The 23,621-nt window shown below is 43.8% G+C and carries 12 protein-coding genes, 3 rRNA genes and 3 pseudogenes; 11 read left to right on the top strand and 7 right to left on the bottom strand.

The features are described from left to right. Nucleotides 1–114 precede the first annotated feature (114 nt). The 3 genes from P4S60_RS16860 to rrf all read left to right on the top strand — a co-directional run bounded on the left by P4S60_RS16860 (nt 115) and on the right by rrf (nt 5,060). Nucleotides 115–1,655 (top strand): 16S ribosomal RNA (locus P4S60_RS16860). A gap of 281 nt (nt 1,656–1,936) precedes the next feature. Further along, a 23S ribosomal RNA gene (locus P4S60_RS16855) occupies nt 1,937–4,819 on the top strand. Between the two features lie 126 nt (nt 4,820–4,945). After that, nucleotides 4,946–5,060: ribosomal RNA gene (gene rrf, locus P4S60_RS16850) — 5S ribosomal RNA — on the top strand. The 16S, 23S and 5S rRNA genes sit together here, the layout of an rRNA operon. A 280-nt stretch (nt 5,061–5,340) precedes the next feature. On the opposite strand, the gene P4S60_RS16845 is transcribed toward rrf, so the two are convergent. From P4S60_RS16845 to P4S60_RS16815, 6 genes and pseudogenes are all read right to left on the bottom strand, one after another. Beyond that, nucleotides 5,341–5,604: a hypothetical protein gene (locus tag P4S60_RS16845; protein ID WP_337116705.1), complete on the bottom strand. Its 264-nt coding sequence runs from the start codon at nt 5,602–5,604 to the stop codon at nt 5,341–5,343. A gap of 95 nt (nt 5,605–5,699) precedes the next feature. Next, on the bottom strand, nt 5,700–6,056 hold the full coding sequence (locus P4S60_RS16840) for a hypothetical protein (RefSeq protein WP_337116704.1): 357 nt from the start codon (nt 6,054–6,056) through the stop codon (nt 5,700–5,702). A gap of 91 nt (nt 6,057–6,147) precedes the next feature. After that, nucleotides 6,148–7,052: pseudogene (locus P4S60_RS21565) on the bottom strand (LysM peptidoglycan-binding domain-containing protein). A gap of 490 nt (nt 7,053–7,542) precedes the next feature. Next, entirely contained in the window at nt 7,543–8,082 is a 540-nt protein-coding gene (locus P4S60_RS16825) for a hypothetical protein (RefSeq protein WP_337116703.1), read from the bottom strand. A gap of 85 nt (nt 8,083–8,167) precedes the next feature. Then, on the bottom strand, nt 8,168–9,472 hold the full coding sequence (locus tag P4S60_RS16820; RefSeq protein ID WP_337116702.1) for a sensor histidine kinase: 1,305 nt from the start codon (nt 9,470–9,472) through the stop codon (nt 8,168–8,170). Between the two features lie 3 nt (nt 9,473–9,475). After that, nucleotides 9,476–10,878: pseudogene (locus P4S60_RS16815) on the bottom strand (sigma-54-dependent transcriptional regulator). Between the two features lie 230 nt (nt 10,879–11,108). Here P4S60_RS16815 and P4S60_RS16810 point away from each other — a divergent pair. The 3 genes from P4S60_RS16810 to P4S60_RS16800 are packed head-to-tail and all read left to right on the top strand — an operon-like array spanning nt 11,109 to nt 15,473. Then, nucleotides 11,109–12,362 (top strand): efflux RND transporter periplasmic adaptor subunit, encoded by a 1,254-nt coding sequence (locus P4S60_RS16810; RefSeq protein ID WP_337116701.1) that lies wholly within the window; start codon nt 11,109–11,111, stop codon nt 12,360–12,362. Between the two features lie 11 nt (nt 12,363–12,373). Then, a complete protein-coding gene (locus P4S60_RS16805) occupies nt 12,374–13,075 on the top strand; it encodes an ABC transporter ATP-binding protein (RefSeq protein ID WP_062566384.1) in 702 nt (233 codons plus the stop codon). 1 nt (nt 13,076) lies between these two features. Beyond that, complete coding sequence (locus P4S60_RS16800) at nt 13,077–15,473, top strand: ABC transporter permease (RefSeq protein ID WP_337116700.1); 2,397 nt, start codon at nt 13,077–13,079, stop codon at nt 15,471–15,473. A 115-nt stretch (nt 15,474–15,588) separates the two neighbouring features. Here the strand turns inward: P4S60_RS16800 and P4S60_RS16795 are convergent, their stop codons facing one another. After that, the gene (locus P4S60_RS16795) at nt 15,589–16,116 is read right to left on the bottom strand and encodes a sugar O-acetyltransferase (RefSeq protein ID WP_337116699.1); all 528 of its coding nucleotides are present in this window, start codon (nt 16,114–16,116) and stop codon (nt 15,589–15,591) included. A 155-nt stretch (nt 16,117–16,271) separates the two neighbouring features. Between P4S60_RS16795 and P4S60_RS16790 the strand changes: the two genes are divergently transcribed. From P4S60_RS16790 to P4S60_RS16770, 5 genes and pseudogenes are all read left to right on the top strand, one after another. Continuing rightward, nucleotides 16,272–17,042, top strand: coding sequence for a DeoR/GlpR family DNA-binding transcription regulator (locus tag P4S60_RS16790; protein WP_188729327.1), 771 nt, complete (start codon nt 16,272–16,274; stop codon nt 17,040–17,042). Nucleotides 17,043–17,138: 96 nt separating this feature from the next. Further along, on the top strand, nt 17,139–18,959 hold the full coding sequence (glmS, locus tag P4S60_RS16785; protein ID WP_138625651.1) for a glutamine--fructose-6-phosphate transaminase (isomerizing): 1,821 nt from the start codon (nt 17,139–17,141) through the stop codon (nt 18,957–18,959). 130 nt (nt 18,960–19,089) lie between these two features. Next, nucleotides 19,090–20,676 carry an N-acyl-D-amino-acid deacylase family protein gene (locus P4S60_RS16780; protein WP_337116698.1) on the top strand — a complete coding sequence of 529 codons (1,587 nt, stop codon included), beginning with the start codon at nt 19,090–19,092 and terminating at the stop codon, nt 20,674–20,676. Between the two features lie 169 nt (nt 20,677–20,845). Then, a complete protein-coding gene (locus P4S60_RS16775; RefSeq protein WP_442961489.1) occupies nt 20,846–21,973 on the top strand; it encodes an alpha/beta hydrolase-fold protein in 1,128 nt (375 codons plus the stop codon). Nucleotides 21,974–22,141: 168 nt separating this feature from the next. Continuing rightward, nucleotides 22,142–23,442, top strand: a pseudogene (locus tag P4S60_RS16770) (DEAD/DEAH box helicase). Nucleotides 23,443–23,621: the final 179 nt, after the last annotated feature.

The following is a 23,621-nucleotide window of genomic DNA, read 5'->3' as shown; positions in this document are numbered from 1 at the left end:
AACTGAGTGACCAACGGGAACAAGTTTACTTGTTTCAGCACAGTCAATTCGATATCGAAAGATATCAAAAATTCAGAATTCATTGAGCACGAAACTTCGGTTTCAAAAAACTTTTAATTGAAGAGTTTGATCATGGCTCAGATTGAACGCTGGCGGCAGGCCTAACACATGCAAGTCGAGCGGTAACAGAGAGTAGCTTGCTACTCTGCTGACGAGCGGCGGACGGGTGAGTAATGCTTGGGAATATGCCTTATGGTGGGGGACAACAGTTGGAAACGACTGCTAATACCGCATGATGTCTACGGACCAAAGTGGGGGACCTTCGGGCCTCACGCCATAAGATTAGCCCAAGTGGGATTAGCTAGTTGGTGAGGTAATGGCTCACCAAGGCGACGATCCCTAGCTGGTTTGAGAGGATGATCAGCCACACTGGGACTGAGACACGGCCCAGACTCCTACGGGAGGCAGCAGTGGGGAATATTGCACAATGGGCGCAAGCCTGATGCAGCCATGCCGCGTGTGTGAAGAAGGCCTTCGGGTTGTAAAGCACTTTCAGTAAGGAGGAAAGGTTAAGTGTTAATAGCGCTTAGCTGTGACGTTACTTACAGAAGAAGCACCGGCTAACTCCGTGCCAGCAGCCGCGGTAATACGGAGGGTGCGAGCGTTAATCGGAATTACTGGGCGTAAAGCGTACGCAGGCGGTTTGTTAAGCGAGATGTGAAAGCCCCGGGCTCAACCTGGGAACTGCATTTCGAACTGGCAAACTAGAGTGTGATAGAGGGTGGTAGAATTTCAGGTGTAGCGGTGAAATGCGTAGAGATCTGAAGGAATACCGATGGCGAAGGCAGCCACCTGGGTCAACACTGACGCTCATGTACGAAAGCGTGGGGAGCAAACAGGATTAGATACCCTGGTAGTCCACGCCGTAAACGATGTCTACTAGAAGCTCGGTCCCTCGGGACTGTTTTTCAAAGCTAACGCATTAAGTAGACCGCCTGGGGAGTACGGCCGCAAGGTTAAAACTCAAATGAATTGACGGGGGCCCGCACAAGCGGTGGAGCATGTGGTTTAATTCGATGCAACGCGAAGAACCTTACCTACACTTGACATACAGAGAACTTACCAGAGATGGTTTGGTGCCTTCGGGAACTCTGATACAGGTGCTGCATGGCTGTCGTCAGCTCGTGTTGTGAGATGTTGGGTTAAGTCCCGCAACGAGCGCAACCCCTATCCTTAGTTGCCAGCGATTCGGTCGGGAACTCTAAGGAGACTGCCGGTGATAAACCGGAGGAAGGTGGGGACGACGTCAAGTCATCATGGCCCTTACGTGTAGGGCTACACACGTGCTACAATGGCGCATACAGAGTGCTGCGAACCTGCGAGGGTAAGCGAATCACTTAAAGTGCGTCGTAGTCCGGATTGGAGTCTGCAACTCGACTCCATGAAGTCGGAATCGCTAGTAATCGCATATCAGAATGATGCGGTGAATACGTTCCCGGGCCTTGTACACACCGCCCGTCACACCATGGGAGTGGGTTGCTCCAGAAGTGGATAGTCTAACCTTAGGGAGGACGTTCACCACGGAGTGATTCATGACTGGGGTGAAGTCGTAACAAGGTAGCCCTAGGGGAACCTGGGGCTGGATCACCTCCTTATACGATTTAGAACTTATTTGTTCGTAGTGTCCACACAGATGATTGTTAGTTAGCTAAACCGCTTGGTTTAACTAATTAATATGCTCTTTAAAAATTTGGAAAGCTGATATTAAAATTCTTATAGATATTCGTATCTATAAAGAGTTTTCAAAAGTAAAAAATATGCCAGTTAATCAGTAATGATTAATCGGTATCTACTTTAGTATTCTCATCATTATTTGATGAATTAACTTCTGGCGAAGTTAACAGCTGTCACTAACAAAGACCCGTTTGGGTTGTATGGTTAAGTGACTAAGCGTACACGGTGGATGCCTTGGCAGTTGGAGGCGATGAAGGACGTATTAACTTGCGATAAGCCTAGTCAAGCTAGTAAAAAGCGCTTGAGACTAGGATTTCCGAATGGGGAAACCCACCTGCTTGCAGGTATCTTACACTGAATACATAGGTGTAAGAGGCGAACGCGGAGAACTGAAACATCTAAGTACCCGTAGGAACAGAAATCAACCGAGATTCCGGAAGTAGCGGCGAGCGAAACCGGACCAGCCCTTAAGCTTATTATGTGTTAGTGGAACATTCTGGAAAGTTTGACGATACAGGGTGATAGTCCCGTACACGAAAATGCATCTTAAGTGAAATCGAGTAGGTCGGAGCACGTGAAACTTTGACTGAATATAGGTGGACCATCATCTAAGGCTAAATACTCCCAACTGACCGATAGTGAACCAGTACCGTGAGGGAAAGGCGAAAAGAACCCCTGTGAGGGGAGTGAAATAGAACCTGAAACCGTGTACGTACAAGCAGTAGGAGCCCTTCGAGGGTGACTGCGTACCTTTTGTATAATGGGTCAGCGACTTATATTTTGTAGCGAGGTTAACCGATTAGGGTAGCCGTAGGGAAACCGAGTCTTAACTGGGCGTTGAGTTGCAAGGTATAGACCCGAAACCCGGTGATCTAGCCATGGGCAGGTTGAAGGTTGAGTAACATCAACTGGAGGACCGAACCCACTAACGTTGAAAAGTTAGGGGATGACCTGTGGCTAGGAGTGAAAGGCTAATCAAACCGGGAGATAGCTGGTTCTCCCCGAAATCTATTTAGGTAGAGCCTCGGACGAATACTTACGGGGGTAGAGCACTGTTAAGGCTAGGGGGTCATCCCGACTTACCAACCCTTTGCAAACTCCGAATACCGTAAAGTACTATCCGGGAGACACACGGCGGGTGCTAACGTCCGTCGTGAAGAGGGAAACAACCCAGACCGCCAGCTAAGGTCCCAAAGTCATAGTTAAGTGGGAAACGATGTGGAAAGGCCCAGACAGCCAGGAGGTTGGCTTAGAAGCAGCCATCCTTTAAAGAAAGCGTAATAGCTCACTGGTCGAGTCGGTCTGCGCGGAAGATGTAACGGGGCTAAACTATGCACCGAAGCTGCGGATTCAAACTTTGTTTGAGTGGTAGGGGAGCGTTCTGTAAGCCGTTGAAGGTGTACCGGGAGGTATGCTGGAGGTATCAGAAGTGCGAATGCTGACATGAGTAACGATAATGCGGGTGAAAAACCCGCACGCCGGAAGACCAAGGGTTCCTATCCCATGTTAATCAGGGTAGGGTAAGTCGACCCCTAAGGCGAGGCCGAAAGGCGTAGTCGATGGGAAACGGGTTAATATTCCCGTACTTGGTATAATTGCGATGGGGGGACGGAGCAGGCTAAACAAGCATGGCGTTGGTTGTCCATGTGAAAGTGAGTAGGTTGAGAGTTTAGGAAAATCCGGACTCTTAAGACTGAGACACGAGACGAGCCACCAAGGTGGTGAAGTTGTTGATGCCATACTTCCAGGAAAAGCCTCTAAGCTTCAGATTATACCGAATCGTACCCCAAACCGACACAGGTGGTCAGGTAGAGAATACTAAGGCGCTTGAGAGAACTCGGGTGAAGGAACTAGGCAAAATCGTACCGTAACTTCGGGAGAAGGTACGCTCCTATCTGTGATGAGACTTGCTCTCTAAGCGGACGGGAGCCGCAGTGACCAGGTGGCTGGGACTGTTTATTAAAAACACAGCACTGTGCAAAATCGCAAGATGACGTATACGGTGTGACACCTGCCCGGTGCCGGAAGGTTAATTGATGGGGTTAGTTTTCGGACGAAGCTCTTGATCGAAGCCCCGGTAAACGGCGGCCGTAACTATAACGGTCCTAAGGTAGCGAAATTCCTTGTCGGGTAAGTTCCGACCTGCACGAATGGTGTAACCATGGCCACGCTGTCTCCACCCGAGACTCAGTGAAATTGAAATCGCAGTGAAGATGCTGTGTACCCGCGGCTAGACGGAAAGACCCCGTGAACCTTTACTACAGCTTGGCACTGAACATTGAACCTACATGTGTAGGATAGGTGGGAGGCTTTGAAGCAGAGACGCTAGTCTTTGTGGAGCCGTCCTTGAAATACCACCCTTGTAGTTTTGATGTTCTAACGTCGGCCCCTTATCGGGGTTACGGACAGTGCCTGGTGGGTAGTTTGACTGGGGCGGTCTCCTCCCAAAGAGTAACGGAGGAGCACGAAGGTTGGCTAAGTACGGTCGGACATCGTACGGTTAGTGTAATGGTAGAAGCCAGCTTAACTGCGAGACAGACACGTCGAGCAGGTACGAAAGTAGGTCATAGTGATCCGGTGGTTCTGAATGGAAGGGCCATCGCTCAACGGATAAAAGGTACTCCGGGGATAACAGGCTGATACCGCCCAAGAGTTCATATCGACGGCGGTGTTTGGCACCTCGATGTCGGCTCATCACATCCTGGGGCTGAAGTCGGTCCCAAGGGTATGGCTGTTCGCCATTTAAAGTGGTACGCGAGCTGGGTTTAGAACGTCGTGAGACAGTTCGGTCCCTATCTGCCGTGGGCGTTTGAGAATTGAGAGGGGTTGCTCCTAGTACGAGAGGACCGGAGTGAACGAACCGCTGGTGTTCGGGTTGTCATGCCAATGGCATTGCCCGGTAGCTACGTTCGGAACTGATAAGCGCTGAAAGCATCTAAGCGCGAAGCAGGCCTCGAGATGAGTTCTCACTAGACTTTTAAAGTCTCTGAAGGGCCGTTGAAGACTACAACGTTGATAGGCAGGATGTGGAAGTGGTGTGAGCCATTAAGCTAACCTGTACTAATTACCCGTGAGGCTTAACCATACAACGCCAAACGCGTTTTATGACAGCGTAACGAACAGAAGTTAAGTTACTAAAGTAGACATTTACTTAATATCAGAATTCCAGATTTATTAATTTGCTCAAAAGAGCGAATTAAAACCAAATTTGCTTGGTGACAATAGCGTTTTGGACCCACCTGACCCCATGCCGAACTCAGTAGTGAAACGAAACAGCGCCGATGATAGTGTGGCATTTGCCATGTGAAAGTAGGTCATCGCCAGGCTCCAAATAAGAGAAAGCCCGATTCGAAAGAATCGGGCTTTTTTGCGTCTGGAGCATCCAACGTGCCCTATTCATTCTTGAGGTAGGTTGGGTAGAGCGAAGCGAAACCCGACATGAGTTAGCGAGTTGCAAGTTAGCAAGAGTAAAGTCTAACTGCGGTGTTGTTTAGTACAGAGTCATTCTAAGCTAACCCTGTTCATTCTCCTGGTAGGTTGGGCAGATTTCCAAACTTTACTCTTGCAACTTTCCCCTCGCTAACTTTACTCTCGCAACTCGCTAACTCACTCACACTGCTGTATTTCTCTCACATCGCCGCGGCCATCGCTTAGATAGCATTGTTCTAGCAACGAGCAGTAGCAGATCTCGGTTTTGATATTAAAGCGTTGGTCATTTACCTTGTCCCACTGAGTTGCATTGAAACCTGTTTTCTTAAAACCAAAAAGATTAAGTTCAGCGCCTGAGGCTAATAATCGGTTATTACTAACGCCGGTATACAACCAACCAAATTTTTCAAAGAAATTGATCTCTGGTGATTCACTTTGCAACTTATTTAATTGCTCTTGGTAAGCATAGATGTCAAAGCAGCAGTCTTTTATTACTTTAAATATCTCGGTATATGGCTTTTCATCATGGAAGAATTTTACGTATTTAATAATGGCTGGGCCTGATCCTGAGTTTTTAATGTAAAAAGTAATTTCTTCAGAATTTTTTCCTCATTAAAATTCCCCGTCATCACTTCGAGCCATGGCCAGGTTGCGGCTTTTACTTGTCGTTCTGCGGCGCTGGCTTGTAAGTAAGTGGCATAAAAGGAGGCTGCGGAGATAATAATGGCACAGAGTGCGAGAAATAGGTTTAGTCGCTCGTTGGTAAACCATGCCTTATGCTGGTTGCTAGCAGGTTGAGTTTTTTGCTGTGTGGTCTTTGTTTGCTCTTCAACGTTAGAGTCTTGCTCTGTTTTAACTGTTGAACAGCTTACGTCCTGTTGCTGATTATCCATAATTATTGATTGTTGTTTTTATAGACTAATAAAGATACAACTTTAATTGGATAGATAAAAGAGACAGGGAGTAAAACTCCCTGATTTGGTATTAACTATTTGAGATAAATACGGTGAGCTTTTCACCTACTCTTAAATTATCCCTTGAAAGGTTATTCCATTGTTTAAGCTTAGTGATACTGACTTTGTATTGCTTTGCAATCTTCCAAAGGCTGTCGCCAGATTTCACCTTATACTCGATTTGCTGATCAGCCAATTGCGGCAATATCAGTTTTTGACCAATACGAATGGTGTTTGTTTTTAGGTTATTGAAGGTTTTCAGTTGGCTAACTGTTACTTTATAGTTCTTTGCAATCACACTTAAGCTATCACCGCGTTTAACTGTGTAATGTTGCCACTGGCTATAATCATTGCTCTTTTGATTAGCTAATAGAATTTGATAACTTGCTTGCTGATCTTTGGGAACCACAATATGTGGCGCATCAATCACCGCTGGGTATCGGATAACACCATGGTTTAGCTCTTCAAGCTCTTGCCATTTCGCTTTGTCTGCCAAGATCACTGCACCAGTCAATGGTAAGGTCGCAATCGCCTGCTCATTCTTAATCGCAGGGAATATCATTTTTTGGTGTTTTAATAATTGTGCTGCGGCCAGTAACTTAGGCACGTATTGTTTGGTTTGCGACGGTAGTTTTAAACTAAAGAAGTCCGTCGACTTTCCTTGTTTTTTATTACGAGCAATTGCCTGTAATACTCGCCCTTCACCAATATTGTAGGCAGCAATAGCGTGATACCAATCGCCATCAAAGCGTTTATAAAGGTATTCCATAAAATCCAAAGCAGCACGGGTGCTGTCGACCACATCTTGGCGACCATCATACCAAGGGGTAATTTTTACTTTGAAGTATTTGGCGATTGAGGGGTGAGTTGCCATAAACCCGATGCATGTTTGTGCGAATAGGCACTGGCATCAAAATCGCTCTCTATAAGCGGCATTAGAGCGAGTTCTATTGGTAAGTCACGGTTTTCTACTTCTGTAACGATATGATACAAATACGGCGCTGCACGGCGGCTTATTTCTTCCATGTAATTTGGATGAGTAAGGTACCAAGCAATGCGCTTTTGCACATCTGGGTGACTTGAATCGCTAAACTGTAGTTGAATGCGAATACGCTGCCATACGTCATCAAGCTCACTTGGTTTGAGCGGTGTCACCGCGTCTACTTGTTTTGTTTTAGCTTCTGCAACCACAGTACCAGGATTGGCTTTGATGGTGGGCTTCTTTTCGGGAAGAGACTCAGGGGCAGTCTGACAGCCTGTTACAATAAGAGAAACAACAACAAGGCCTAAAAATCGATTTAAAAACACGTATTAAAATACTCCGTTAACTTAGGTGCGGGTAAACTAAAGCGCCTAAGCTTAACATAGGGTGAGCTAAAAATGACCATTAGATTAACAGCTCGCTAACTTACTCACCCAATTGAAGTTAAAACGAAATACTTACTTGTAACCCAGCATAACCATGGTTTTGTGCTTCCCAATAGCGGCTGTCTATTTCTCTGGCTCTGGCATAGATCTCTATTCTGAATGGCTTTGAGTCCACGCCCATACCCACACCAACATAGCCATCAATATTATTGTGGTCGTCATCATAGCGGTCGCTGTAGTCGTGGTCATCGCGGTCGTCGTATACAGCAAGCTCAATTAAATCTAAGCCTACTTCGCCATAGACAAAAAAATCACTGAAATAACCAAATTTGATGCCGCTATCTAAGGTGAGAAATGTCTCCCGATCACCTTTTTTAGTAAATACTTCTGCTGAGCCTAGTGCCGTTGTAAATGCTGCGCCGAAATTGCTGTAGTTATTTTTAGCCATAACTTCGATGCCGGCTGAGGTGATTGAATCAGTACTATTATGCTCTGATTTAACAAACAGGTTCATATTAGGGCTGTCATAAATACCAGCAAAGCTTGTAGCAGGAATGAAGGCAAGTGAAGAAAACAGTGCTAAGGCAAGGTTTCGCATATTGGTTAGTCCATTAAACGTTAATGGGTACATGATACCAAACAGCGCCTTAGCAAATTGTAAGTAAGTGTTCTAACTATGTAAGTTAGCCGAACACGCGACGAAAGCAGGCTCCTTGCTGGCGTTTGATATAAACCAGATCGCCGCCATGATTGAGCATGATCTGGCGCGATAAACTTAAGCCTATTCCTGAGCCTTGTTGTTTGGTAGTAAAAAATGGCACAAAAATCATCTCAATCACATGATCGCTGATACCTGTACCATTGTCGCTGACCTCTAAATACAGTTGCTGATTAGCATTTTGTGCAATGCTTACTTCAATGCACTTTGCTGACTCTGGACTATTTAACTGCTTAAGGACATCAAGGGCATTTGTAAGCAGGTTTATTATTACTTGTTCAACTTGGCCTCTATCTATCATTACTAACTGCTGGCTTTGCACCGATAAATTCAACGTAATATTAAGTTGCTTAGCTTGTTGTGAGTGCAGAGCAACAACTTGCTTGGCAAGATCGGCCAGAATATGTGGCTGTAAGTGTGGGGCAGGTAAGCTACTAACCTTTTTAAATTGCGCTATAAACTCCCCTAAATGCTCGGTTCGCGATGCGAGCGTTGTTAGGGCGAGTTGCAAGTCTTGTTTATCTTCCTGATCATCAAAACTAAGCTCATTTGGCAGCAGTGCCGTACAAGTTTGTGCTAATGAAGAGAGTGGCGTAATCGAATTAGCAATTTCATGGGTTAGTACTTTGGTAAGACGCTTATAAGCTTGTTGCTCTTTTAATTGCAGCTGATCATGAATAGATTGCAAACTGATCACTTTACGAACTTTACCTTGGATCTCGGCAATACTGATCTGCACAGATAACGTATCGTGCTGCTCACCATTTTGCCATGGCACGGTATTACGGCTATTTTGTTTAGCGTCTTGGACTAGGTTGGCTATTACACCTAAATCATCGATGTGCTTTACAGCCTGCCCAAGCAAACGACTAACCGCCGGATTGCTTTCAATAATAGTGCCTTGTTCGTCACATACTAATACTGCTAAATCGATATGAATTAATAGCGCTTGTAAGAACTGGGCTTGTTGCTCTGCATTAAAACGTGCAGCCTGAATTTGTTGTTTAACCTGCTCAAATTGCTGCTGCATAGGGTGTTGGTCGCCAAAGCCTAATGTGCTGTCTCCATTTGCTAAAGCGCGAAACACCATATCTGCACGCCTTGTTTGGCGTTTAAATAAATTAAAAATTTGCGCGGCACATACCAAATTTAAAATAACTAAAAGTGCCGAAATTGCAGAAAACCCGCTTTGCTCTACTTGCCAAAACAAAGCTATTGATAAACCAATTAGTGCAGCTAATAGGCAGGCTAAGCTAATGAAATTTCGCATAGATTAAAGTCCATATTTTTCTAAACGACGATACATGGCTCCGCGTGTTAGGCCGAGCGCTTTTGCTGCATGACTCACGTTCCCTTGAAAATGCTTTAAAGCTGCACGAACGGTTCTCTGCTCGATGATTTCAAGATCAAAAGTGTCGTAGTCAGTGGCATTTGAAGAGAGCTCACTTGTGCTAACAGCAGGATTTGGTGAGCTTATCACTGAGCTTATATCGAGCTCTGTACCTTCTGAGAGGATGACTGCTCGCTCAATTGCATGCGCAAGTTCACGGACATTGCCTGGCCAATGATACTGGCTTAAACGTGTCATATCTGATGCCGCAATCGAGAGCTCACGTTTGTATTTATGTGCAAAGTGCTGCAAGTAGTAGTTACACAGTAATGGAATGTCTTCACTGCGCTCACGCAGAGCTGGTAAACGGATCTCTACGGTATTAACACGGTACAGTAAGTCTTGCCTAAATTTACCTTCAGTCACTGCTTGTTCGAGGTTTTCATTGGTTGCACAGATCAAACGAATATCAATATCGATGACTTTTGAGCCACCAACCGGTGTTATTTGCCTGTTTTGTAGTGCCGCAAGTAGCTTAACTTGTTGGTTAAGCGGTAAATTACCTAGCTCGTCTAAAAATAAACTACCACCATGAGCAAGCTCAAATCGGCCAATGCGATCTTCTTTCGCGCCAGTAAACGCCCCTTTTTTATGGCCAAATAGTTCGCTTTCAAACAGGCTTTCGGCCAGTGAGCCCATGTCTAGGCTTATGAAGGGTTGGCTTTGGCGCTGGCTTGCATTGTGGATTGCATGTGCGGTGAGTTCTTTACCTGTGCCACTTTCGCCACTAATCAATATGTTGGCATCTGTGTTGGCTGCTTTGTCGATTACCGAAAAAACCTGCTGCATGGCATCACTTTGGCCTAAAAACTCAAATGGTTGATTGCCGATTGACTGCTGCAAGGCTTGTTTTTGCTTTGTAAGTTTACCAACTTGCTGTTTGTCTTTAGCGTGTGAAAATGCCGCCGCTACAGCACCGAGTAATTGCTCATTTTGCCAAGGCTTGGCAATAAAGTCAGAGGCACCGGCCTTAATTGCTTCGACCGCTAGCTGAATATCGCTGTAGGCCGTCATAAGCAGTACCGCAATGTTTGTGTCTTGGCTCATGATTTTTTTAGCCAGTAGAATCCTTCTTTGCCACTAATTGAGTCTTGCGTGAAGTTCATATCGAGTAACACAACATCTATGGCCTGATCCGCCTCATGCTGTGCGTTAATGATACCTTCGATATCAAAGGGGTTATCTGTGGTTTTTACAACCTGATAATGCTGCTTTAAAAGTAATCGTGCGGCGATAAGTACGTCGGGGTTATCATCGACGATAAGAATTGATCCTGCTTGTTTCATAGCTATTTATTGTTATTCCTTTATGGGAACACTAAGACTAATTGAAAATAGTAAGAGTGTCCATTTATGGACGATATATGGGTTTTGAAGTGTTCTATAAGCGGACACTTGATTATATGCATCTTTATTGGTTTTTATGTAAGTTGTTGTAATTTAATAAAAATAAAAGTTGGCACAAGAGTTGTTTTATCTATAGGTAATTAGCACCTAGATAACTTAAAGTCGTCAACATGGATAAGAAAATTACACGCTCAAATAACAAAGCATTTTTTAAGAAATCACTCATTGCAGCGGCATGCTTAGCTGTTGCGGCTGCAGCTTATGGTTTCACACAAACTGAGCAAACAGGTCGTAGCCAGCAAGTAACCGCAACAAGCTTAACGATTAGCACAGTACAACAAGGTGAATTTGTTGATGCTTTAAGTCTTCGTGGTCAGGTTATGCCTCGCACGACTATTTACCTCGACACCATTGCCGGAGGCCAAGTCGAAGAGCGACTTGTTGAGCAAGGTGAGTTTGTTAAAAAAGGCCAACCCCTTGTGCGTTTAAGTAATACCAATTTGCAGCTTGATGTGATGAGCCGTGAAGCACAGGTGACTGAGCAGCTTAACTTTTTACGTAACACGCAAATGAATATGGAAACCAGTCGTTTAAACTTACGCCGTGATTTGCTTGAAATAGACCTTAAAATTACGCATTTATCGCGTCGCTTAAAACAGACTCAGCCGCTAGTGAAAACGGGTGTGTTAGCACAAGAGCAATTATCTGAAATTCAAGAAGACTTAGCGTATTACAAAGCGCGTAAAGAACTAACCCTTGAGCGTCAAAAGCAAGAAAACAGCATTCGTGAAGTTCAAGTAGCTCAGTTAAAAGATAGCGCCGACATGCTAGAGAAAAACCTACAGTTTGCGCGAAAGAACCTTGAAAACTTACTCGTAACAGCACCAGCAGACGGTTATTTAAGTGAGCTTGATGTTGAAATTGGTGAATCAAAAGGTCGTGGTGCTCGCCTAGGGCAGATTGATATTCCTAATGAATACAAGCTAGTTGTGAGACTAGATGAGTTTTACCTGAGCCAAGTTCAAACAGGTATGCAAGTGCTTATTGAACACGAGCAAGGCGAAATTGCGGCCACGGTTAGCAAAATTGATAGCCGTGTTCAGCAATCACAGTTTCAGGTTGAGGTCGACTTACCAAACGGCACGAGCAACATAAAACGTGGGCAAAGCCTTGATGTGCAGCTGATGCTAGGTGATAGCAAAGGCACTGCTTTATTACTTGAGCGCGGCGCATTTTTTACCAGCTCAGGAGGTAACTGGGTTTATGTCATGGATAAAGATGGCAATCGTGCAGTACGAAAAGACATTCGTCTTGGCAAAAAGAATCAAAACTATTATGAAGTGTTAAGTGGCCTAAGCGCCGGAGATCGCGTGATCACCTCTAGCTATAGCAACTTTGATAAAGCACAACAACTACAATTTTAAGGATAAAAACAATGATTAAATTAACTAACTTATCACGCGTATTCCGTACTCAAGATGTTGAAACAACAGCGCTTAATAACATTAACTTACATGTAAACGAAGGCGAGTTTCTTGCCATTATGGGGCCATCTGGCTGTGGTAAATCAACATTACTTTCTATTTTAGGTATGTTGGATTCGCCATCGGCAGGCAGTTTTGAATTTTTAGGCGAAGACATCGCAGGGTTTGGTGAAAAACAATTAGCGGCACTTAGAAAAGCGTCGATTGGTTTTGTTTTCCAAAGCTTTAACTTAATTGATGAATTAACAGTATTTGAAAACGTTGAGCTGCCACTACAATATCAAAACATCTCAAAAAGTGAACGTAAACAGCGAGTAGACGCAATCTTAAAACGTGTTGCAATCGACCATAGAGCAGATCACTTACCGCAGCAGCTATCGGGTGGTCAGCAGCAACGTGTAGCAGTAGCCCGAGCTCTGGTGATTAATCCAAAACTAATCTTAGCGGATGAGCCTACGGGTAACCTTGATTCAAAAAATGGTGATGAAGTCATGGCGATGCTGCGTGAGCTAAATCGCGAAGGTACCACGGTAATTGTGGTTACTCACTCAGAAAAAGAAGGCAATTATGCTGACCGTTTAGTGCGCTTACTTGATGGCCAAGTGATGGTTGATAAAGCTAACCGTGTTCAACAAACAGCAGAGGTGGCATAACATGATTTTAAGTTATTTGATCACCGCGTCGCGTGCGTTTAAAAACCAAAAGCAGCACTTTATTTTAAATGTTCTGGGTTTAAGTGTGGGCTTAGCTGCGGCAATTCTAGTTGCTTTGTTTGCAAAAAATGAGCTTTCGTACGATAGCCAACAGCCACATGCTGAGCGTGTTTATCGCGTTGGCCAGGACTTCTCAAAACTCGGTTTAGCTGTGGTGCCTATTTTTAATTATGTGCAGTCAAAGCAGGCCGAAGATTACAGCCAAGTTGAAGAAGTATTCGGATTAACTATGGTCGAGTTGACTCGTGAAGCCATGGTTGATGTGAGTTACCGCAACCAAGGCTATAAGTTAAATGCCTTATATGGTGCTACAGCAAATATTGAAAATTTTATTGCTATGGAGACGATTGCGGGTGACTTAACAACAGCAATGAGTACTCCAGACAGCCTCGCTTTAAGTGAGTCAGAAGCACTGCGCATTTTTGGTCGCATCGATGTGATTGGTGAAACACTTACGCATGAACAAGGACAATACACAGTGCGTGCCGTGTTTGCAGATTTAGCAGACAACACTCACTTTGCCTTTAAAAATCTTGTTTATGTTAAGCATGATCCAAGCAAAATAGACATCAACAGTAGTTATGTTTATATACGTGTAGCTGAGGGCACCGATACCGATGCATTAGCTAAAACCTTAACAGAGCGCTTTTTTAGCAATTCGATGCTGGAGCAAGTTAGTTTAGAGCTGCATCCATTACTTGATTTGCACCTAACGGCAAAATCACCGTTTGAGATGAAAGCAGGTGGTGCTAAACAAGTGGTCATGATCTGTGTTGGTTTAAGCGTGTTACTTATTCTTATTGCAGGTTTTAACTTCATCAATATGACCGTCGCTCAATCGACGAAACGTGCAAAAGAAGTGGGTGTGCGTAAAGCGCTTGGCGCAAGTAAAGGCCAATTAGTAACGCAGTTTTTATCTGAATCTGTGTTGGTATCAATGCTTTCAATGGTGATTGCATGTGCTTTAGTGGAGCTATTTTTACCAAGCTTTAATCAACTAGTAGACCGCGAATTGGTCGTGAATTATGCCTCTGAATTTGGCATTGCAATTATTGTAGTCGCAATTGCTGTGGGTATATTAGCTGGGCTTTATCCTGCATTCTTTATTTCGTCATTCAGTGCAAAACGCGTTTTAAGTGGAGACTTACAACGTGGTAATACTGCAATATGGGTTCGTAAGAGCTTACTAACCTTACAGGCTTCATTAGCAATAGGTTTAATTATTGCCTCTGTTACCTTGTTAAAGCAATTAACTTACTTGCAGAGCTTACCTTTAGGCTATGAAACAACACAAAGATTGGTTATTTCAGAGCTACCTGTAGGCGAAGTATTCACGAAAGAAAAAAATGCCTTAGTTAACCGTATTAGCGCAATTCAAGGCGTACAGCAAACAACAGTCATTGATACCCGTTTAACCGTTTCAATCAATAATACACTTATGCCAACGTGGCCAAATGGTGAAGCCTCTGGCAGCTTAACGCCTGTTGTTGGCGCAAGCTACGATGTTGTAAAAACACTAGGATTAAAACTGGTTGCTGGTCGTGACTTTAGTCGTGAGTTTGCTGGTGATTGGGCAAGCCGTGAAAATGGAGTAACAAGTACGGGCACCATCGTGACTGAATCTGTCGCAAGACAAGCGGGTTACACTAACATGAGTGACATTATTGGTAAGGTAATTAAAGACTCAGGTCGCGGCGTAGATATGCGTGTTGTGGGTGTGGTTGAAGACGTAAAAGTAGGTAATGCTAAAGATGCCAACTCAAATATTATGTTCTTATGTGGCTTTAACTTTTTATCACCAGTATCAGAACTAATTTTAACGATTGATCAGCAAAACTTGCCTTACATTAAAGCTCAGATCGCTGAAGTATTAGCAAGCACAGCCAATATCTATGAGCCAAAAATTAACTTACTCGCAGACAACTACAAAACCCTGTTAAAAGGTGATGAGCGAATTTCGAATGTCGTTTTAATCTTTACCGCTCTTGCCGTGTTCTTAACTTGTTTAGGTACCTTTGGTTTGGCTTCGTTTGCAACAGTGCGTCGTCAAAAAGAAGTGGCCGTTCGAAAAGTGCTAGGTGCATCTCGCATCAGTATCGTTAATATTATTGCTAAAGAGTTCTTAGTGCTGGTGGCGCTCAGTATTGCTATTGCGTATCCAGTGACTTACTTCTTAGTAGGAGATTGGTTAGCTAACTTTAATGACCGCATAGAACAAGCTGTATGGGTGTATTTAGTTGCCGCCGTCGCGGTGGCAGCGATTACCTGGATTACCGTTGCAAGCTTAGCCTTTAAGGCCGCAAGCACCAGACCATCGCTTATCTTGCGATATGAATAACAGTTAACTAACTCCTAATTATAAGCCCAGCAATACAGCTGGGCTTTTTTAGTTTTAAATACGACGCCATAAATAACTACCTACGTAGGGCGTGCTTTAGCGCGTAAAGATAGGGTTAAAGGTCTTTAACCTTCACCGCAGGGTTACCTGCTACTAGAGTATTTGCCGCGACATCTTTGGTAACTATAGCCCCTGCGCCAATCACTGAATTATCAGCAACTTTAATACCCGCAAGTATAATAGCGCCTGCACCAATCCATACATTGTTGCCAATGCTAATCGGCGCTGCAAAATTAGCTTTTGCTAAACGCTCGGTTGGGTTTACTGCATGCGATACCGCGAGTATTTGTACATTAGGGCCTATTAAGCAGTCATCGCCGATCGTAATTTGCGCATCAGATAGTGGCGCATCAAGCATTGTACAGTTAATATTTATGAAGGTTCGATCACCTATTTTAATACCACTGCCATAATCACAATGAAAACCTGCTTCAATAACAACCTGTTCGCCACAGTGAGCAAACATGCCTTTTAGTCGTTTTAAATTGCCTTTACTGGGGCTTTTGGCAAATAAACGACAAACTTCATGGGCATTTTTTCGTTGTTCGAGTAAGGACTTATCGAGGCTATTAAACTCTTTCATGGGGCATGTTCATGGTTATATTTGCCAATAGCTTAGCGTGTTGGTGATGAAGATCAAAATTAAAGCTGTGTAGGTTAACGATCATTCACTTGCCATTTATATTGTTTCGTTTAAAATCTCAGAACTTTCGAAACGAAACTTATGTAGTTCACTTTATGACAAAACGAAACACTCAACAACGTCGCCATACTATCTTAAGCCAAGTGAATGAACTTGGAGAAGTTGCTGTTGAAGCGTTAGCTGAGCAGTTTCAAACCTCTGAAGTGACGATTCGTAAAGATCTGACAGCCCTTGAAAAAAGTGGCTTGTTGCTACGCCGTTACGGTGGCGCTATTGCATTGCCGCAAGAAATCGTTGCAAATAGCAACGAGAAAAGCGACTCGCTTCGCAAAATGGCAATCGCACAGGCGGCTGCAAAGCTTATTAAAGATCATAACCGCATCATCATTGATAGCGGTCGCACTACAGCAGCGATGATCCCTGAGCTTGCTAGTAAACGCGGTTTAGTGGTGATGACAAATGCTATAAATGTCGCTAATCGACTGCTTTCATTAGAAAATGAGCCAACACTTTTGATGACCGGCGGAACTTGGGATCCACATTCAGAATCGTTTCAGGGCCAAGTTGCGGAGAATGTTCTACGCTCTTACGACTTTGACCAACTTTTTATTGGTGCCGATGGCATTGATATTGATAGAGGTACTACAACCTTCAATGAATTAGTGGGGCTTAGCCAGGTGATGGCTGAAGCTGCCCGTGAGGTAGTGGTGCTGGTTGAGTCAGAAAAAATTGGCCGAAAAATACCGAATTTAGAACTGCCTTGGCAGCGTGTAACCACAGTTATCACAGACAACAACCTAAGCGCAGATAAGCGCGAGGCGATAACAGCATGTGGCGTGCAGTTGATCTGTGCAGAAATTGAATAACCCGTAATAAGACCGACAACACCTTATTACGCATCATTTTATGACAACACATCTCGCCCAAAGTAAAACACTTTGGCATGTGCAAAAGGAGAGATTATGTGTGGAATCGTAGGGGCTGTTGCAGAACGCCCAGTAAATAAAATTCTTGTTGAAGGCCTAAAACGCCTTGAATACCGTGGCTATGACTCAGCAGGTGTGGCTTTACTTAAAGGTACTGAGCTTAACACTGTAAAAGCAGTGGGTAAGGTTGCTAACCTTGAAGCGGCACTGAATGAAGCTGCTGTTAAAGGCACTACTGGTATTGCACATACACGTTGGGCTACCCATGGTAGTGTAACCGAAGCGAATGCACACCCTCATATTTCGAACAGCGAAATTGCCCTCGTTCATAACGGTATTATTGAAAACCATGCCAGCCTACGCGATGCGCTAAAAGGCGACGGTTATGAGTTTTTATCAGAAACAGACACTGAAGTTATGGTGCACCTTATTCACCAACTTCGCCAACAACACGATACGCTTTTAGCTGCAGTACAGGCTGCTGTGAAGCAGTTTGAAGGTGCATTTGGTACAGTTGTTTTTGATAAAGCGAACGACAACGAAATCATCGTAGCGCGCTCAGGTAGCCCATTGGTGATTGGTTTAGGTCTTGGCGAAAACTTTATTGCCTCTGACCAACTTGCTTTATTACCTGTTACACGTAGCTTTATTTACCTTGAAGAAGGCGATGTTGCTCGTATTACTCGCGACAGTGTTGAAATCTTTGATGCAAACGGCGACGCAGTTGAGCGCGAAGTGATTGAATCAAACATTACGCAAGATGCATCAGGTAAAGGCGAATATCGTCACTACATGCTGAAAGAAATTTACGAGCAGCCACTTGCTGTACGTAACACGCTTGATGGCCGCCTAGTTAATGATACTGTCGCGATTGATGCCTTTGGCGAAAGCGCTCAGCAAATCTTTAAAGACGTAAAACACGTACAAATTATTGCCTGTGGTACATCATATCACTCAGGCATGGTTGCTCGTTACTGGCTTGAGCAGTTTGCAGGCGTAAGCTGTAATGTCGAGATTGCTTCTGAGTTCCGTTACCGTGAATCATTTGTACATGAAAACAGCTTACTTGTGACAATTTCACAGTCTGGTGAAACAGCCGATACGCTTGCTGCACTTCGTCTTGCAAAACAGCAAGGTTACATGGCGTCAATGACCATTTGTAACGTACCGGGTTCATCGTTAGTACGTGAATCTGATTTAGCCTTTATGACAAAAGCAGGTGCTGAAATTGGTGTTGCATCAACTAAAGCTTTCACCACACAACTTGTTGGCTTATTAATGCTAACGGCATCTATTGCCCAAGAAAAAGGCCTAGATCAAAGTGCGATTGTGAATGCAATTAAAACACTTCCTAACAAGTTAGAAGAAGCATTACTACTTGCAGAAGGGATTGAAGATTTAGCTGAAGAATTCGCTGATAAGCACCACTCACTGTTCTTAGGTCGTGGTTCACAGTACCCAATCGCGATGGAAGGTGCACTTAAGCTGAAAGAAATTTCATACATTCACGCCGAAGCATACGCGGCGGGTGAGCTTAAGCATGGCCCTCTTGCGTTGATTGATGCCGACATGCCAATCATTGTTGTGGCACCAAACAACGAACTACTTGAAAAGCTTAAATCAAACGTAGAAGAAGTACGTGCTCGTGGCGGTATTATCTATGTATTCGCAGACAAAGACTCAGCGTTTGAATCTGACGAAACAATGCGTGTAATCAACGTAAACCATGTAGATGACGTGATTGCCCCAGTTGTATATACAATTCCACTTCAGCTTCTTTCATACTATGTCGCGGTTATTAAAGGCACCGACGTAGACCAACCTCGAAACCTAGCAAAATCGGTGACGGTAGAGTAAGTTAAAGTATCGAGAGCCGGCTAATTAGCCGGCTTTTTTGTGTCTGTAATTTGCTTAATTAGTGTTCACTGATGCAATTTGTATTGCAATTGATTAGGATGGTTAAACACTCAGGCTAAGGATAATAACAATGAAAAAGCGCAGTGTTTTAACTTCAATAGGATTCTCTGTATTAGTGCTCAGCTCGGGGATTGCTTATGGGCAATCTTTTGATCTCATCATCAAAAACGCGATGTTGCTCGATGGTCTTGGCGGCAAAGCGGTTCGCGCAGATGTTGGTATTGAAAGTGGCAAGATCACTAAAATTGGTGATATGGCCGCTGACAAAGCTCAACAAGTTATAGATGCCAATGGCAAGGTTGTAGCGCCGGGCTTTATCGATTTACATTCCCATGCTGAGCGTTCAATTGTAGAGCTACCTCTGCTCGATAACTTAGTGCAGCAGGGTATTACCACTATTTTGGGCGGTAACTGTGGTTTTTCTCCTGTCGACTTTAAGCAATTTTTTGCGCAAACCGAGCGTTCACCTCTAGGGCCTAACTTAGCCTTATTAATTGGCCATAATGATGTTCGTAAAGCTGTTATGGGTGAAGAGCAACGACTTGCCAGCGCTGATGAGCTAAAAGCAATGCAAGCATTGGTCGATAAAGCGATGCAGCAGGGGGCGTTTGGTTTATCGACTGGGCTAAAATATGTTCCAGGTGTGTACTCAAACTTTGCTGAGGTAAAGGTGCTTGCCGAAACCGCTCATGCTCAGCAAGGGTTTTTTGCCTCTCATATGCGCGATGAAGGCGCAGAGATTGTCACGGCGATGAATGAAGTGCTCGATGTTGCAAAAGAGACAGGTATTCCTGTGCATATCTCTCATCATAAGCTGATTGGTCATCCAAATTGGGGTGAGAGTAAGCACACTATTCAGATGATCCGTGATGCTCGTAAAGCGGGTTTAGATGTCACCCTCGATCAGTATCCTTACACGGCTTCTTCTACGCGATTTGCTATTTTATTTCCTGCATGGTCATTGGCTGGTGGCCAAGCTGAAGTTGAAAAGCGTCTACAAAATCCAGAGTTAAGGCAAAAAATAAAACAAGGTTTGATCAAAAATATCCGTGAAGACAGGGGCGGTGGTGACCCCGCAAGGTTGCAAATAGCGCATTATGCGGCAAACCCTGCATGGGATGGGCTAACCTTTGCTGAAGTATTAAAACGTGAAGGGCGAGTGCAAAGTATTGATGAAGCCGCTGAACTTGCCATGGAAATTCAAGCAAATGGTGGTGCTCAGGGGATCTTCCACGCTATTAATGAAGATGATGTTAAGTACATCATGGCTTACCCAATTACTGCAATCGCCACCGATGCGGGTGGTTCAGAACTTGGTAAGGGCAACCCCCATCCACGCGGGTACGGCACTTTCCCCAGAGTACTAGGTCATTATGTGCGTGAACAAGGAGTGATTTCGTTACCTGATGCAATACGTAAAATGACCAGTCTACCCGCAGCAAGAATGGGCCTAACTGACCGAGGAGTGATAGCACAAGGCTATGCTGCTGATATTGTCATACTTGACGCTGCTACGGTTGCTGATAAATCAACGTTTAGCGCAACACATCAGTACGCAGAAGGAATTGAATTCGTCATTATTAATGGCCAAGTCATTAAATCACCGGATGGCATGACGGGTAAAAGCGCTGGGCAAATATTGCGCCATACGCTTTAGCTAAAAGAATGACTTTCATGTACTTTTTTACGAAAAAGTACATAAGTTATCTTTGTTTGTACCTGCAATTCTGTTAGCTTAAAAAATTACCAATATTTCTTAAGGATAAGTCGTGCGACTATTTAAGTTACTCTGTATTAGTGGTTTTTTACTCTGTACTAGTCATGTAATGGCTCAACCCGCTGCAGATGAGGCGGTTACAAATTACAGCCAACATACGCATACTATCGAATCAAGTAATCTTAGTGAGCAACGCACTGTCGTTGTGCAATTGCCAAAAAGCTATCAAACACATCCAAACAAAAGGTATCCCGTTATTTATCGTTTGGATGGGGCCGGTAATTTACCCTTAATTAATGCTGTGCTTGAACGCTTACAACAAAATGATCAAGCGCCAGAGGTGATTGTAGTTGCAATTGAAAGTACTAATCGACTTAGAGATTTTTATCCTACAGTGAACAAAGAACCACAAGGGCCTGTTGGCGAAGGCGGTGGTGCAGCAAAGTTTTTAGCTTTCGTAGAGCAAGAACTGATGCCTTTGGTTAATAAACAGTATCGTACTCATGATTATAGAGTTATCGCAGGAGCCTCTGCTGCGGGTGTATTTGCTCTTTACGCAATGCAAGCTGACCCTGAGTTATTTCAAGCGCACATTGCTTATAGCCCTGCGGTATGGTGGAACTATGGCGCCCCGGCTAAGAGTCTAAATACCTTTGTTACTAAAGCCAAAAGTATTAACAGCTATGTATATATGAATATCGGTGAAGAAGCCGGCATTATGCGCGAAAGATACGATGATATGCAGCAAACGATGCAAAATAGTAAAGTGCCAAATCTGCGCTTTAAGAGCGACGCCTTTGCAGGCGTTTCGCATAACCTAACCTCAGCTGCTGGGGCATTTAATGCGTACCATGGCTTATTTTTATCTAAACATATGCCTTTGAGTGCACTAGGCGATGATGTTTCATCAATTGATGCCTATTATCAACGTTTATCTCAGCAATGGGGCGAGCAAATAGCGCCACCAGACCGCGCTGTTAGGATGCTGGGTTACAGCTTAACGGATAACCAGCAATTTGAGCGGGCTATTAAGGTGTTTAAGTACAATATCAAAAACTACCCTAAATCAGCGTATGCACTGTCAGCATTGTCATATGGCTATGAGATGCAAGGTAATACTCGCCAAGCATTAGTTCAAATTGAGGCTGCAATCGCTGTTGCAGATGACTCGTACCCCTACCCAGATTACTTAAAAGAGACAAAAACGAGGTTAGAAGCACAGTTGAGTAAGAGTTAATAATATAGCCAACTTAGTTGTTGGCTTTTAAGCACTCATTTTAATATTGAGCAATTACCATAAACCAGTGGCTGTTATCTAAAAGTTATTTAAATCACTAATTCCTACTTTATGGGTAATTAATGCGCTAAAATCGCAGGCTATTTTAGTAATGAGCCCACACTTTTTATGACCTCAGCCACAAACTCGCGCAATTTCAACGAACTTGGCCTTATTCCAGAGCTACTTGCTCGATTGGCGGATCTTGAATATACCCAGCCAACACCTATTCAGGCAAAAGCAATTCCAAGCATTTTAGCGGGTAGTGACTTAATTGCAGGAGCAAATACCGGTTCAGGTAAAACAGCGACATTTGCTTTGCCTATGTTGCAAAAGTGTTTTTAGGTAAGGCAGTTAAAAAAACACAAGGCAAAGGTAACTTTGTTTCAGGGCTTATTTTAGTGCCAACCCGAGAACTCGCGGTGCAAGTAGCTGATAGCGTTAAATCATATTCTGCAAACTTTAATGGTGCGATTAAAACTGTCGCGGTATTCGGTGGTGTGTCGGTGAATGCGCAAATGCAAGCATTGCGAGGCGGTGCAGATATTATCGTTGCAACTCCTGGGCGTTTACTTGATTTGATTTCAAGCAATGCTATTAAGCTTGATAACGTAAACACCTTAGTGCTTGATGAAGCAGACCGCATGTTGAGTCTTGGTTTTACCGAAGAACTTGCTGAGCTATTAGCACTTATGCCCGCTAAAAAACAAACAATGCTGTTTTCTGCAACGTTTCCAGAGCAGGTTAAATTATTAACCCAAAAGCTGTTAAATGACCCTGTAGAAATACAAGTGCAAAGCAAACAGGAGAGCACTCTAGTACAGCGTGTATTTACCGTTAATAAAGGTGAGAAGACCACAGTTTTAGCGCACTTGATAAAAAACCATAAATGGCGCCAAACGCTGATTTTTGTGAATGCAAAAAAAGATTGTGAGCATTTAGCAAATAAGCTTGAAAAGCGTGGCATCAATGCACAAGTATTTCATGGTGATAAAGGCCAAAGTGAGCGTACTCGCGTAATCGAAAAGTTTAAAAATGGCGAAATTGAGGTGTTAATTGCCACTGATATTGCTGCTCGTGGTTTAGATATTGCTAAATTGCCTGTAGTGATTAATTTTAATTTACCGCGTAGCCCTGCCGATTACATGCACCGTATTGGCCGAAGTGGCCGCGCCGGAGAAATAGGCTTAGCGTTATCACTGATTGATTACGAAGACTTTCATCATTTTAAAATTATCGAAAAGAAAAATAAATTTCGTTTAGAGCGTGAAGAAGTGGCAGGTTTTACCGTAAATCAAGCAAACCTTGATGCTGCCCAGGCACTTAAAAACGATAAGCCCGTAGCGAAACCTGCGGGAACAGGTAAGAAAAAGAAAAAAGATAAAGCTAACCAACAAGACGATGTTTGGAGTGGCTGGAAGAAACATTAAAGTAATAAATAATGCTGCTTCTAAATAATACTTAATTATTTTAAGGGGTTAGACCTGTCGCTACCGTCATTAAAAACGTCTTATTGACGACTGTATGGATGCAGGAGCAATTGTCGAGAGCAACGAAGTTTTTGCCTTGTTATCAACAAGGTTTAGTTGTCTTAAAATTGCTCACTAGA

This window comes from Pseudoalteromonas sp. Hal040, from assembly GCF_037162425.1.
GTDB lineage: Bacteria > Pseudomonadota > Gammaproteobacteria > Enterobacterales > Alteromonadaceae > Pseudoalteromonas > Pseudoalteromonas gelatinilytica.
Note: the sequence above shows the minus strand (reverse complement) of the source record. Positions and strands in the feature narration are given on the sequence as shown.

Excerpts from the sequence above, each read along its gene's own strand:
- P4S60_RS16825 (WP_337116703.1), bottom strand. The coding sequence starts at position 8,082 with ATGCGAAACCTTGCCTTAGCACTGTTTTCTTCACTTGCCTTCATTCCT.
- P4S60_RS16795 (WP_337116699.1), bottom strand. The coding sequence starts at position 16,116 with ATGAAAGAGTTTAATAGCCTCGATAAGTCCTTACTCGAACAACGAAAA.
- P4S60_RS16790 (WP_188729327.1), top strand. The coding sequence starts at position 16,272 with ATGACAAAACGAAACACTCAACAACGTCGCCATACTATCTTAAGCCAA.
- P4S60_RS16820 (WP_337116702.1), bottom strand. The coding sequence starts at position 9,472 with ATGCGAAATTTCATTAGCTTAGCCTGCCTATTAGCTGCACTAATTGGT.
- P4S60_RS16810 (WP_337116701.1), top strand. The coding sequence starts at position 11,109 with ATGGATAAGAAAATTACACGCTCAAATAACAAAGCATTTTTTAAGAAA.
- P4S60_RS16805 (WP_062566384.1), top strand. The coding sequence starts at position 12,374 with ATGATTAAATTAACTAACTTATCACGCGTATTCCGTACTCAAGATGTT.
- P4S60_RS16775 (WP_442961489.1), top strand. The coding sequence starts at position 20,846 with ATGGCTCAACCCGCTGCAGATGAGGCGGTTACAAATTACAGCCAACAT.
- P4S60_RS16800 (WP_337116700.1), top strand. The coding sequence starts at position 13,077 with ATGATTTTAAGTTATTTGATCACCGCGTCGCGTGCGTTTAAAAACCAA.
- P4S60_RS16780 (WP_337116698.1), top strand. The coding sequence starts at position 19,090 with ATGAAAAAGCGCAGTGTTTTAACTTCAATAGGATTCTCTGTATTAGTG.
- P4S60_RS16840 (WP_337116704.1), bottom strand. The coding sequence starts at position 6,056 with ATGGATAATCAGCAACAGGACGTAAGCTGTTCAACAGTTAAAACAGAG.
- glmS (WP_138625651.1), top strand. The coding sequence starts at position 17,139 with ATGTGTGGAATCGTAGGGGCTGTTGCAGAACGCCCAGTAAATAAAATT.